12 protein-coding genes are annotated in these 12,061 nt (G+C 63.3%); 8 read left to right on the top strand and 4 right to left on the bottom strand.

Annotated features, from left to right (window positions below; all coding sequences use genetic code 11):
• Window positions 1-77: 77 nt before the first annotated feature.
• The 3 genes from AS156_RS02000 to AS156_RS02010 are packed head-to-tail and all read left to right on the top strand — an operon-like array spanning window position 78 to window position 2,867.
• On the top strand, window positions 78-959 hold the full coding sequence (locus AS156_RS02000) for a branched-chain amino acid ABC transporter permease (RefSeq protein WP_066499230.1): 882 nt from the start codon (window positions 78-80) through the stop codon (window positions 957-959).
• On the top strand, window positions 956-1,963 hold the full coding sequence (locus AS156_RS02005) for a branched-chain amino acid ABC transporter permease (protein WP_066499236.1): 1,008 nt from the start codon (window positions 956-958) through the stop codon (window positions 1,961-1,963). Before AS156_RS02000 ends, AS156_RS02005 begins: the two co-directional genes overlap by 4 nt.
• Window positions 1,929-2,867, top strand: coding sequence for a polyphosphate kinase 2 family protein (locus AS156_RS02010; RefSeq protein WP_066499238.1), 939 nt, complete (start codon window positions 1,929-1,931; stop codon window positions 2,865-2,867). The genes AS156_RS02005 and AS156_RS02010 overlap by 35 nt, the downstream gene beginning before the upstream one ends.
• A gap of 21 nt (window positions 2,868-2,888) precedes the next feature.
• Here the strand turns inward: AS156_RS02010 and AS156_RS02015 are convergent, their stop codons facing one another.
• Window positions 2,889-3,314, bottom strand: a complete 426-nt coding sequence (locus tag AS156_RS02015) for a nuclear transport factor 2 family protein (RefSeq protein WP_066499240.1) — start codon at window positions 3,312-3,314, stop codon at window positions 2,889-2,891.
• A gap of 133 nt (window positions 3,315-3,447) precedes the next feature.
• Here AS156_RS02015 and AS156_RS02020 point away from each other — a divergent pair, with 133 nt between their 5' ends.
• On the top strand, window positions 3,448-4,017 hold the full coding sequence (locus AS156_RS02020) for a bifunctional transcriptional activator/DNA repair enzyme AdaA (protein ID WP_066499246.1): 570 nt from the start codon (window positions 3,448-3,450) through the stop codon (window positions 4,015-4,017).
• A 620-nt stretch (window positions 4,018-4,637) separates the two neighbouring features.
• Window positions 4,638-6,197: a 2-isopropylmalate synthase gene (locus tag AS156_RS02025; RefSeq protein ID WP_066499249.1), complete on the top strand. Its 1,560-nt coding sequence runs from the start codon at window positions 4,638-4,640 to the stop codon at window positions 6,195-6,197.
• An 85-nt stretch (window positions 6,198-6,282) separates the two neighbouring features.
• Here AS156_RS02025 and AS156_RS02030 read toward each other — a convergent pair whose 3' ends face one another.
• A complete protein-coding gene (locus tag AS156_RS02030; RefSeq protein ID WP_066499251.1) occupies window positions 6,283-6,783 on the bottom strand; it encodes a DUF1269 domain-containing protein in 501 nt (166 codons plus the stop codon).
• 309 nt (window positions 6,784-7,092) lie between these two features.
• Complete coding sequence (locus AS156_RS45880) at window positions 7,093-7,311, bottom strand: DUF3551 domain-containing protein (RefSeq protein WP_430641771.1); 219 nt, start codon at window positions 7,309-7,311, stop codon at window positions 7,093-7,095.
• 501 nt (window positions 7,312-7,812) lie between these two features.
• On the opposite strand from AS156_RS45880, the gene AS156_RS45715 reads away from it, so the two are divergent.
• From AS156_RS45715 to AS156_RS02040, 3 genes are all read left to right on the top strand, one after another.
• A complete protein-coding gene (locus AS156_RS45715) occupies window positions 7,813-8,388 on the top strand; it encodes a LysR family transcriptional regulator (protein ID WP_347336602.1) in 576 nt (191 codons plus the stop codon).
• Window positions 8,385-8,798 (top strand): LysR substrate-binding domain-containing protein, encoded by a 414-nt coding sequence (locus AS156_RS45720; RefSeq protein ID WP_347336603.1) that lies wholly within the window; start codon window positions 8,385-8,387, stop codon window positions 8,796-8,798. Before AS156_RS45715 ends, AS156_RS45720 begins: the two co-directional genes overlap by 4 nt.
• 175 nt (window positions 8,799-8,973) lie before the next feature.
• Window positions 8,974-10,818 carry a class I SAM-dependent methyltransferase gene (locus AS156_RS02040; protein ID WP_245312509.1) on the top strand — a complete coding sequence of 615 codons (1,845 nt, stop codon included), beginning with the start codon at window positions 8,974-8,976 and terminating at the stop codon, window positions 10,816-10,818.
• A 232-nt stretch (window positions 10,819-11,050) separates the two neighbouring features.
• Here the strand turns inward: AS156_RS02040 and AS156_RS02045 are convergent, their stop codons facing one another.
• Window positions 11,051-12,019, bottom strand: a complete 969-nt coding sequence (locus AS156_RS02045; RefSeq protein ID WP_066498346.1) for an IS481 family transposase — start codon at window positions 12,017-12,019, stop codon at window positions 11,051-11,053.
• Window positions 12,020-12,061 lie beyond the last annotated feature (42 nt).

Genomic DNA, 12,061 nt, shown 5'->3' on the forward strand with positions numbered 1-12,061 from the left:
ACGCTCTCACCTGGGACCTGCACCCCCTCACCTCTCCCCGGTGGGGAGAGGTGAGGGCGTCGATCTGAGGCAACAGCATGCAATCCTTCCTCGACATCTTCGACATCTACTTCCTGGAGGCCGTCATCAACGGCATCCTGCTCGGCGGCGTGCTGGCGCTGCTCGCGCTCGGGCTCAACCTGATCTTCGGCGTCATCGACGTCACCTGGATCTGCTACGCCGAGCTCGTGATGATCGGCATGTACGGCATGTACTACCTGGTGCAGTATTTCGGCCTGCCGTACTGGGCCGCCGCGCCGCTGGTCATCCTGCTGGTAGCGCTGCTCGGCGCGGCCCTGCATTTCCTCGTCATCGCACCCTTGCTGACCGCGCCGCCGATCAACCAGCTGCTGGCGACCGGCGGCGTGCTGTTCATCCTGCAGAGCTTTGCTACCGTCGCCTTCGGCATCGATTTCAAGAATCTCGGCATCCGCCTGCCGGTGCTCTCGCTCGGCGACATGAACTTCAGCTACGCGCGGCTGCTGTCGTTTGCGGCGGCGCTGCTCGGCATGATCGGCGTCTACCTGTTCCTGACCCGCACCTTCACCGGCACCGCGATCCGCGCCATCGCGCAGGACCGCCAGATCATGCCGCTGATGGGCGTCGACCCCAAGCGGCTTTATCTCATCACCTCGGCGATCGGCGGCGGGCTCGCCGGTCTCGCGGCCTGCCTGCTGGTGCTGCAATATGACGTGCATCCGTTCGTCGGCCTGTCGTTCGGGCCGATCACCTTCCTGATCTGCGTGCTCGGGGGCCTCGGCAATTTCATCGGCGGCTTCATCGCCGCCTTCGTGTTCGCCGAGATCATCTCGCTCGGCGGCCTGTTCTCCGATCTCGAATGGGGCTATGTGCTGGCCTTCGGCTTCTTCATCGTCATGATGTTCATCCGGCCCGCGGGCCTGCTCGCGAGGCGCTCGTGAGCAGGCAGGTCAAGGCGTGGATCGTTGCGCTGATCGCGCTGGTGGCGCTGCCCTTCGTGCACAGCGATCCCTACCACTTGCATCTCTTGGTGCTGATCCTGATCTGGTCGTTTGCCTACACCTCGTGGTCGATCATGGGCCGCTTCGGCCTGGTCTCGCTCGGCCATGGCGGCTTCCTGGGGATCGGCGCCTACGTCACCGCGCTGCTCTGGAACGACCTCGGCATCTCGCCCTGGCTCGGCATTCCCCTGAGCATGGCGACCGCGGGCGTGCTCGCGCTGATCGTCGCCTATCCCTGTTTCCGTTTCCGCATCACGGGCCACTACTTCGTGCTGGTGACGCTGGCTCTGTCGGGCATCGTGCTCCAGGTCATCACCGCGACGCGTGACTACACCGGCGGTTCGCTCGGCTACACGCCGCGGCGGGCCGGCAGCAGCAGCATCGTGGCGCTGCAATTCGACGACAAGGTGATCTGGTATCTGATCGCGCTCGCGGTCTGGCTCGCCGGCATCGTGATCTGGCACTGGATCGACCGCAGCATGATCCGCCACGCCATGGAGGCGATCTCGGAGGACGAAGATGCCGCCGCGGCAGCCGGCGTCAACGTCACCGCCGAAAAGCTCAAGATCACGTTGATCAGCGCGCTGATGACCGCGCTCGCGGGCGCGCTCTATTGCCAGTACCAGATGTTCATCTCGCCCGACACGGTCAGCGGCATTGCGGTCTCGCTCCAGATGGTGTTCGCGGCCATCGTCGGCGGGGTCTATGTCGCGCTGGGGCCGACGGTCGGCGCCATCATCACCATCCTGCTTGCGGAGGTGCTGCGGATCGGCTTCGGGACCAAGGCCGTCGGCTGGGACAATCTGGTCTATGGCGTGCTGCTGGTGCTCTTCATCATCTTCCTGCCCAAGGGCATTCTTGGTAGCGTCATCGACTGGACCAAATCACCCCCCAAGCCGCCGAGAGGTCATGAGCAAGAAACCGTCCCTGTCGCTCGCCGATGAACTGAAGCCCTTCGTCACACCGTTCCGGTTCGACGGCGCCGGCCAATTCCACCTGAAATCCTATCCGACCGCCGAGAAGGGCGGCATCGACAAGGACGCCGGCAGCAAGATCATCGAAGCCAACCGCAAGCGGCTCAACGATTACCAGGAGAAGCTCTACGCCCAGGACCGCTGGTCGCTGCTCCTGATCTTCCAGGGCATGGACGCAGCCGGCAAGGACTCGGCGATCAAGAGTGTGTTCGAGGGCGTCAATCCGCAGGGCTGCGAGGTGTCGTCCTTCAAGCAGCCGTCCACCAAAGAGCTCGACCACGACTTCATGTGGCGCGCAATGATCGCGCTGCCCGAGCGCGGCCGCATCGGCATCTTCAACCGCTCCTACTACGAGGAATGTCTCGTTGTGCGCGTGCACCCGGAGGTGCTCGGCAAGCAGAAGCTCCCGAAGCGCCTGCTGAGCAAGAACATCTGGCGCGAACGGTTCGAGGACATTTCCGCAATCGAGCGCTATCTGTCGCGCAACGGAACCGTCATCTTGAAGTTCTTCCTCAACGTCTCCAAGGAGGAGCAGCGCCAGCGCTTCCTCGATCGACTCGAGGAACCTGCCAAGAACTGGAAGTTCTCGATGGCCGACATCTCCGAGCGCGCGCTGTGGGCACGATACCAGGCCGCCTACCAGGACATGATCCACCACACCGCGACCAGGGATGCGCCGTGGCACATCGTGCCTGCCGACCACAAATGGTTCGCGCGCGTCGTGATCGGCTCGACCATCATCGCCGCGCTCGACAAGCTCGAGCTGAAATTCCCCGAGGTCGACAAGGCTGACCTGAGCGAGTTCAGGCGCATCCGCGACGCACTCGAGGCCGAGGGGAAAAACGGGCCGGAGAAAGCGGTGGCGAAGAAGTAGGCCAGTGCGACGCGCCCATCCTCACGCCGCGGCCTCGCCGAACACCATTTGCCAGCCCTTGCGCGTATCCATGTATTCGCGCACCTGCTTGATGCGGCCGCCCTCGACCACGAAGACGAAGCAGTAATCGTTGTCGTAGGGCCGGCCGTCCGGCAGCGTGGCGAGCATGCGCTCCTCGACGATCACGCTGTCGCCGTCGGCGTGGACGGCGCGGAAGGTGATGTCGACGTCGGAGTAAAGGCGGCGCATCTCGGACGCGATGAAGCGCGCGATCTGCTCGGCGCCGATCAGGTGGTCGGTATGGTCGAGCGCGACAGCGGTCGCGTTGCCCGCCGGTGCGATCCATTCCGCGTCCGCGGTGAAGCAGGAGGCGATTTGCGCGGCGTCGCGGGTTGCGAAAGTCTTCCAGGCGTTGAGGACGATGTCCTTGGCTGTCGGGTGATCCATGGCGTTGCCTTCGGTGAGGAGTGGGTTCGATCGGTGCTGATCTAGGTGGGACCGGCCGATCGCGCTGGCCGGAATCGGACCTCATCACCTGCGGCCGCTGTCGCTCGGCGCCCGATGCGCTAGACTTCAGATCATGTTGAGCTTTGAGACCTGTAACGCCGCGCGGCTGCGGCGCGACGCGCGCTATGACGGCCGCTTCTTCACGGCGGTGAAGACCACACGGATCTATTGCCGCCCGGTCTGTCCCGTGAAGCACCCGCTGATGCGCAACGTCACCTATTATCCGACAGCCGCCGCGGCCGAGGCGGCGGGTTATCGGCCATGCCTGCGCTGCCGCCCGGAGACCGCGCCGTTCTGCCCGGCCTGGAACGGCACCCGCTCGACGGTCGCACGCGCGTTGAAGCTGATCGACGGCGGCGCGCTGGAGCGCGCGTCCGTCACCGCCCTCGCGGACAGGCTCGGCATCACCACGCGCCATCTCGCCCGACTGTTCGAGCGCCATGTCGGCGCAAGCCCGCAGCAGGTCGCGACCACCCGCCGGCTGCAGCGCGCCAAGCTGCTGCTCGACACCACCGACGACAGCATGACCGAGATCGCCTTCCGCTCCGGCTTCGGCAGCGTCCGCCGCTTCAACGCCGCCTTCTCCGATCTCTACGGCCGCACGCCCTCGAGCCTGCGGGCGTCACGCGGGCGGAGACGGTGAGGGGGCTGTGATCGGATCACGAATGTGAGGTGAGCACGATGGTAGGGCTGGGGGAGGGTAGGGAGAGGGGTAAGCCCCGGGCGAGACGATCAGTCGGGACGCTGGTCTCGCAATCTCGACCGCGCCGCCGGATAACCCAAGTAGACGTGGGAGAGAGCACGTTGTGTGGTACCCCTCTTCCTAACCCTCCTACAAGGGGGAGGGAACCCTAACGTAGTGCGTCCCTTACCAGGGCCTCTACGCAGACAGCATTAGGTCAACCCCACTGACCATCTTTACCCATTGCGGCCGCTTGCCATAATCGTCTAGAACGACGGCGTTCAGCGCCGCCCGGCAACCGACCGTCAATGGTTTTGGCCGAGGATTTGGCGCTCCAAAGGGTCTGGCAATGCTGATTCGCGGCCAAATTGATGGGATTTCGGGGGAGGTGGCGTTCGCCGCCGGTGCCGCCGCGATCCCGGCCGCAGCGCCCACCCTCCTTATTGGCGGCCTTCTTCTTACCTGCCCCTGAGGGCCGGCTGGGCGTCTGCGCCTGGGCACTCAGGGGTTTGTACGAGATCACCGGACCCTGATATCGCCCTGCCAACAAGACGGGCGCAAAGCTTAGAGGAATTTCTGACATGGCCACCGTGAACAAGTCCGATAAGGACCGCGTCATCATTTTCGACACCACCTTGCGCGACGGCGAGCAGTGCCCCGGCGCCACCATGACCTTCGAGGAGAAGCTCGAGGTCGCCGAGTTGCTGGACGATATGGGCGTCGACGTCATCGAGGCCGGTTTCCCGATCACCTCGGAAGGCGACTTCCAGGCGGTCAGCGAGATCGCCCGCCGCTCCAAGAACTCGGTTATCGCCGGCTTGTCCCGCGCGCATCCTGCCGACATCGACCGCTGCGCCGAGGCGGTGAAGTTCGCCAGGCGCGGCCGCGTCCACACCGTGATCGCGACCTCGCCGTTGCATATGCGGGTGAAGTTGAACAAGACCCCCGAGGAGGTGATCGAGACCTCGGTCGCGATGGTCGCCCGCGCCCGCAACCAGATCGACGACGTCGAATGGTCGGCCGAGGACGGCACCCGCAGCGAGATGGACTATTTGTGCCGGATCGTCGAAGCGGTGATCAAGGCCGGCGCCACCACGGTGAACATCCCCGACACCGTCGGTTACACGGTGCCGGAGGAATACACCCATTTCATGAAGACGCTGATCGAGCGCGTGCCGAACTCCGACAAGGCGGTGTTCTCGGTACACTGTCACAACGATCTCGGCATGGCGGTGGCGAACTCGCTGGCCGGCATCGTCGGCGGCGCGCGTCAGGTCGAATGCACCGTCAACGGCATCGGCGAGCGCGCCGGCAACGCCGCGCTGGAAGAGATCGTGATGGCGATCAACGTGCGGAATGACAAGTTTCCGTACTGGAACAAGATCGACACCACCCAACTGACCCGCGCCTCGAAGCTGGTGTCGGCCGCGACCTCGTTCCCGGTGCAGTACAACAAGGCGATCGTCGGCCGTAACGCCTTCGCCCATGAGAGCGGCATCCATCAGGACGGCGTGCTGAAGGACGCCTCGACCTACGAGATCATGCGGCCCGAGATGGTCGGCCTGAAGCAGTCGTCGCTGGTGCTCGGCAAGCATTCCGGCCGCCACGCCTTCGTGCACAAGCTGGAAGAGCTGGGCTACAAGCTCGGCGCCAACCAGCTGGAGGATGCCTTCACGCGGATGAAGGCGCTGGCCGACCGCAAGAAGGATATCTACGACGAGGACATCGAGGCGCTGGTCGACCAGGAGATGGCGGCCGCTCACGACCGTATCAAGCTGACCTCGCTGACCGTGATCGCCGGCACCCATGGCCCGCAGCGCGCGACCATGAAGCTGGATGTCGACGGCCAGACCAAGATCGAGGAAGCCGAGGGAAACGGTCCGGTCGACGCCGTGTTCAACTGCATCAAGCGCCTGGTGCCGCACGAGGCCAAGCTCGAGCTGTATCAGGTGCACGCGGTGACCGAAGGTACCGACGCGCAGGCGGAAGTCTCGGTGCGTTTGGCGCATGAGGGCCGCTCGATGACCGCGCGTGCCGCCGATCCCGACACGCTGGTCGCATCCGCCAAGGCCTATCTCGGCGCGCTGAACAAGATCGTGATGAAGCGCCAGCGCGACGTCCCGGCAAAGGCCGCGGGCTGACGAGCAGAGATCGATCGAGATGATGAAAACGCGGCGCCGCGGGGCGCCGCGTTTTTGTTTGAGCGATCGCTGGCCCCTCGAAGGACTAGGCGGCCTTGGGCTGGGTCGCGGTGGCAAGCGTGTCGCGGAGGTGCTGCTCCTTCTTTTCATCCAGCGACGTCTTCAGAACGGTCCCGCCCGCATCCTTGATTTCATTGAGGACCTTGTCTGCGGTCATGCTCTTGATCAGCAAGAACAGAACGGCGTCTCCTGATTTCACCTTCGACGCGAGATCCTTCATGAACTGATCGTTGATGCCGAAGTCGGTCAAGGCTCCGCTCAACGCGCCCGCGCCGGCACCGATAGCCACGCCAAGAAGGGGATTCAGGAACACCATTCCCAACAGCAAACCCCAGAAGCTGCCGCCTGCGGCGCCGGTCATGGTGGTGTTCACGAGTTGATTGAGCTTTACCGAATCTCCGGTCTTGACCGCGATTACGGCATCATGGATCGCGATTAGATACTCCTTCTGGAGCTTGAGTATCTTCTGCCGAACTTCCTCCGCTTTGGCTTCGGACGGGTACACAATCGCAACGAGGTCTGACATTGAAACACTCCCTGATGACTTGAAGTGCTGCCCCTGAGCGTGTTTGACGCACGATCCGAAACTTAACACAGAGCTGGAAAGCCTCCTGCCGATGAATCAGACTCGCAAGTTCACAATTCCGGGATGCATTGAAAGTTCGGTACAATTGAGCAAGCCGGATCGTCGTGCGTGTCCTCGAACAGGACACACCTCGGAGTCGCCTGCCGCACGGAGGTTCGCTCTCAGCGAGGGCCGAGATTTGCGACGCCGGTACGACTTCGCGGCCGCCCGCGTGCAACTCAGTACGCGCAGCTCATTTGCACCGTCGGACTAGTGGTGCATTCTGTAACAGTGGCCGCCGCCCCTATGCCTGACACGCGCGCGACACGCGTCCAGCGTCGAAAACGAGCAGTCAGGCTGGCCGGCGGCAGTCGATCCCCTTAATTGCATGCAGTATTTGGCAGCATTGGCAGGGCTCGGGAGATAAACAACGAAGCCCATCGAGAGCGCGAGCATCACAGCGAAGAGTGTCGGCTTTGAACGCGACATATCAAGTCTCCCTAGAGGTTTTGCCCCCCGCTTCGAGACTGCCCGCGCTATCTTCCCAGCCGCAGTTAGCGCGGTTCCGGGCCGTTCACGGCCTTCATGAGTTTTATCACGAAGGTGCACGTTGCGGTAGACGGCGGCCACCTCGTCGTCGATAGAGCGCAATCTGGTGCCGGCCGGCGATCGGGGAGCCGATGCGCCTTTGGCACAAACTGCATGTTTCAAACTGTGGCCGGGTCATGGGGGCGCGAAGCGCGGCCGAGCGTCGCTTCGGCCTTGCCCGACATACGGACCGGTTGTCTGTAGCGCTGTCGCCGCGGCGAGACGACCGGAAGGAGCAGCGTCGGCGTGGGCGATGCGTCCGCCGCGTTGGAATATCTCACCCGTTTCGGTTGTTCTGCTGGAATCCTTTTCCAACAATTCGGTTGCTTCCGCATTCGTTTGGGATTTTTCGCGCCGCTCGTGGCGCTACTCCGAAGGTGTCGCTCCCACAAGGACGTCTCCATGCCGCTTGCCTCGATCGACGACGACCTGCAGCGCAATCCCACGCCGGCGGAAGCGGCGCTGACGCGCCGCGTCGATCTCACCACGCTCCGCCTGTTCGTCGCCGTCTGCGACGAGCAGAACCTGACCCGCGCCGCTCAACGAGAGGGCATTGCGGCATCCGCGGTATCGAAACGCATGAACGATTTCGAGCTCGCCTTCGGCGTCACGCTGTTCAAGCGTCTCGCCAAGGGCATGGCGCTGACGCCGGCCGGCGAGGCGCTGCTGCATCATGCCCGCGTCACGCTGCTCAATGTCGAGAAGATCGCGGTCGAGCTGTCGGAATATTCGCAAGGCGTGCGGGGGCATGTCCGCATGCTCGCCAATCTGTCGGCGATCGTGCAATACCTGCCTGAGGATCTCTCCGCCTTCTTCGGCGCACACGGGCTGCTGCGCGTCGATCTCCAGGAGCGGCCGAGCGGGCAGGTGGTGCGCGGCATCGAGGAGGGCGCGGCCGAGATCGGTATCTGCTCGGCCGAGGCCGACAACGCGCGCTCGACGTTTTCCACTACCGACACGACAATCTGGTCGTGGTGATGCGATCAGATCATCCGCTGGTCGGCCGCGAGAGCCTGTTGTTCGCCGACACGCTCGACTTCGATCACATCGGCCTGCATACCGCGAGCTCGATCTACCTGCGCTCGCAATATGCGGCGACCCAGGCCGGCAAGGCGATGCGGCTGCGCATCAACGTGCCGGGCTTCGACGCGGTCTGCCGCATGGTGCAGGCGAATATGGGGCTCGGCCTGATCCCTGACCGCGCCTTCGAGGTCGTCGGCGCCGGCATGGACCTCCGGGCAGTTCCGCTGCGCGATGCTTGGGGCCGGCGCGAGCTGAAGATCGTCGTCCGCGACGCCGCGCATCTCTCCGCGACCAGCCGGCTGATGCTGGATCATCTGCGCGCGGCGGAAACTGAAAGCGCGGGGCGGCTTGGCGGTGAGCCGTAGCTGTGCCGTACGGGCCGTCAGCCGTCCATCGGCGATGTGGCAGAATATCCCTTGGCTGCAAGCGCGATCGGCCCTATGTGTGCCGGGCGTGGTTTGTTGATGCGCCGCCCTAAACCGCTGCCTCTCCTGGTGTGCTGTTCGGCGGCGTTTGACTGTTTGGGCCAGTTGACGGGACATGAACCGAAAAGAACGACGTGCGGCCAACAAGGAATCCGCAAGGAAGCCGAACGCGCTCGCCTCCGCTGCTGCGGGCGTCAGCATTCTCGACCTCGCGGCGGAGGCGAGGCGTTTTCACGCGATGGGCCGCGGCAATGAAGCCGGGGAGATTTGCCGTCAAATCCTCGCGCGCGACCCTGCACATGTGCAGAGCCTGAATCTTCTCGGCCTGATGGCGCAAGCATCCAGCGACCACCGCGGCGCGGTGAAGATGTTCGCGAAAGCGATCGCTGCCGACGAAGTGAACGCCGCCTGCCACTACAATGCCGGCAATTCGTACCAGTCGTTGGGCAATCGCGGCAAAGCGGTTGCGCATTTCACCAAGGCGCTTGCGCTCGGCATGGAGGGGAAAGCTGTCGCCTTCATCCTGCAGAGCCCGGTCATCACCGCGTATGGTGCGCGGATTGCCGGCAAGTGGCCGCTACCGGTCACGAACGTCGAATTGTTCGGCACTGAAGGCGTCACGCCGCTCGCGAACGACCTGTTCCTGCGCTGCGCGATGGAAGCGACGACGCTGGCAAGCATGCAGCTTGAAGTGCTGCTGGGCCATGCGCGCGCCGAGCTGCTACGGCTTGCGGGCGAGCAGGGCGAAGACAACGGCGAGGTCGACGAGGATATCGTCGCCTTTGCCTGCGCACTCGCCCGGCAGTGCTTCATCACCGAATATGCCTATGGGCAGGCCGCAGAGGAAAGCGAGCTTGCGAGCCGGCTGCGCGATCGGATGCTGCAGGACCTGGCCTCAGGCGCCGCGATCACTCCACTCACGCTGGCGGTCGTTGCTGCTTATTTCCCGATTCATGCCATGCCGGAGACGGACGCGCTGCTGCGCCGGGACTGGCCTGCGACCGTGGCCGGCCTGTTGCGGGTGCAACTCCACGAGCCGCTTGAGGAGATGGGTGAGCGCGCCGCCATCGCGACGCTTGGTCCGATCAAGGACAGCGTCTCAGTGGAGGTGATGCGCCAATACGAGGAAAATCCCTATCCGCGCTGGACCATCAACCCGCTGAACGCGTTCGCGGCCGATCAGGCGCGGGGAAAGATCATCCAGACCGCGGAGCAGCAAGCGAGCCTGGATATTCTGATCGCGGGGTGCGGCACCGGCTCGCACGCCATTCAGATCGCGCAAGTCTATCCGAACGCGCGTTTGCTCGCGGTCGATATCAGCATGACCAGTCTTGCCTATGCGCGTCGTAAGACCAGGGAACTGGGCTTGCGCAATATCGAGTATGCGCAGGCGGATATTCTGGAGCTGGGCACGATCGATCGCACCTTCGATCACATCGAGTCGGTCGGTGTGCTGCATCATCTCGTGGAGCCGATGGCCGGCTGGCGCGTGCTGGTCTCGCTGCTGCGACCGGGTGGCCGGATGCGCATCGGGCTGTACAGCAGCCTGGCGCGGCGCGTGATCGTGGAGGCCCGCGCCCGCATCGCGGCGCGCGGTTATCGCGCCACGGCCGACGACATGCGAAGGTGCCGCCAGGACATCATCCGCGAGGCCGAGCACTGGAGAACGCTGATCGGCGCGAAGGATTTCTACAGCATGAGCGGCTGCCGCGACCTGCTGTTCAACGTCATGGAGCATCACTTCACGATCCCTGAGATCGCGGCGTTTCTGAACGACAATGGTCTTTCGTTCCTGGGCTTCGAACCCTTCGACGATGCGACGGTGATCGAAAAGTTTCACAAGCAGTTTCCAGGCGCGGCCGATGAGGCCAACCTGGATCAATGGCACCGTTTCGAAACCGACCACCCGGAGACGTTCTGGGACATGTACGTCTTCATGGCCGGGAAGAACGCGCACTGAGGCTCGCCGCGTTCGCTTGGTGTTGCCAATTCTCAGCAAAAGCCGTCAAGCCCTCACGTGCAAAATATTTCTGTTTTTCGAAATTGCGATTTGGTGTATGAATTGGCGGTCTCACCCGCTTGAGGGGCGCTTCGCGATCGTCACGAGTGTTGGGTGGAGATGCGGTGGACGCTGAGTGCGTGACTGACGAGCACGCATGATGCGGACGGCGAAGTCGTGCAGGCCTGACGCCCTAGTTGTGGAGCCTCAAGAGGTTGTTCCCGGTCAATCCGAGTCTGCTGATCGGTGGCTTTGAGCCGATACTGCCATGAGGACGATGCCAGTTGTAGCAATGAAGCCATCGTGGCAACTCGGCTGCTCTTTCTGCTGAGGTGTTGTAGGCCTGCGCATAGGCCCATTCTCGTAGGCTGGTTTGAATGAAGCGTTCGGCCTTGCCATTGGTTTTGGGTGTATAGGGCCTGGTGCGGATGTGCTTGAGGCCGAGGCGCTTACACGCCCTTAGGAAGGCGAAGGATTTGTAGCACGCGCCGTTGTCGGTCATGACGCGCTGTACCTTCACGCCGAGGCTCACGTAGTAGGCCACGGCCGCCTTGAGGAAAGCGATGGCGCAACCCTTTCGCTCGTTCTTCATGACCTGGCTGAAAGCGATCCGTGACGCATCGTCGATGCAGACATGTACGTATTCCCAGCCTGGCCCTTGACGGCGAGAACGCAGATTGCTCGACCCATGTCGATCGCCGGTGATCCGATGGCCGATCCGATTGAACTTGCCGAGCTTTTTGATGTCTATGTGGATCAGTTCACCAGGATGCTGGCGCTCATAGCGCCGGATCGGCTCGGCCGGCTCCAGGGCAGCCAGCCTGTTCAAACCGAGTCGGCGCAGGATACGGCTGACGGTTGCTGCGGAGACCCCAACTTCGAGCGCGATCTGTTTGCCGGTGTGGCGCTGCCGGCGGAACGTCTCGACAGCGGCGCATGTGGCTGCCGGGGTTTGGCTTGGCAATGAATGAGGCCGCGAGGAACGATCCCGCAAACCATCGACGCCTAATGCGCGGAAGCGCTTGACCCATTTGGCGACCGTCTTTGCCGTCACATTGAATTGGAGCGCGGCTGTGGCCTTCGTCAGGCCGCCCTCGATCACGCTCCGCACCATCGCCTCTCGACCTTTCGGCGTCAAAGGCGCATTCTTGTGGATGTTCATCTGGTCTCTCCGGGGAACACTGAAGTTTCGCAACCTCAGCTT

This window comes from Bradyrhizobium macuxiense, assembly GCF_001542415.1.
GTDB classification, from domain to species: domain Bacteria; phylum Pseudomonadota; class Alphaproteobacteria; order Rhizobiales; family Xanthobacteraceae; genus Bradyrhizobium; species Bradyrhizobium macuxiense.

Bases quoted from the DNA above. Each gene is read 5' to 3' on its own strand.
- AS156_RS02000 (WP_066499230.1), top strand. From the start codon at position 78: ATGCAATCCTTCCTCGACATCTTCGACATCTACTTCCTGGAGGCCGTC.
- AS156_RS02010 (WP_066499238.1), top strand. From the start codon at position 1,929: ATGAGCAAGAAACCGTCCCTGTCGCTCGCCGATGAACTGAAGCCCTTC.
- AS156_RS02015 (WP_066499240.1), bottom strand. From the start codon at position 3,314: ATGGATCACCCGACAGCCAAGGACATCGTCCTCAACGCCTGGAAGACT.
- AS156_RS02020 (WP_066499246.1), top strand. From the start codon at position 3,448: ATGTTGAGCTTTGAGACCTGTAACGCCGCGCGGCTGCGGCGCGACGCG.
- AS156_RS02025 (WP_066499249.1), top strand. From the start codon at position 4,638: ATGGCCACCGTGAACAAGTCCGATAAGGACCGCGTCATCATTTTCGAC.
- AS156_RS02030 (WP_066499251.1), bottom strand. From the start codon at position 6,783: ATGTCAGACCTCGTTGCGATTGTGTACCCGTCCGAAGCCAAAGCGGAG.
- AS156_RS45880 (WP_430641771.1), bottom strand. From the start codon at position 7,311: ATGTCGCGTTCAAAGCCGACACTCTTCGCTGTGATGCTCGCGCTCTCG.
- AS156_RS45715 (WP_347336602.1), top strand. From the start codon at position 7,813: ATGCCGCTTGCCTCGATCGACGACGACCTGCAGCGCAATCCCACGCCG.
- AS156_RS02040 (WP_245312509.1), top strand. From the start codon at position 8,974: ATGAACCGAAAAGAACGACGTGCGGCCAACAAGGAATCCGCAAGGAAG.
- AS156_RS02045 (WP_066498346.1), bottom strand. From the start codon at position 12,019: ATGAACATCCACAAGAATGCGCCTTTGACGCCGAAAGGTCGAGAGGCG.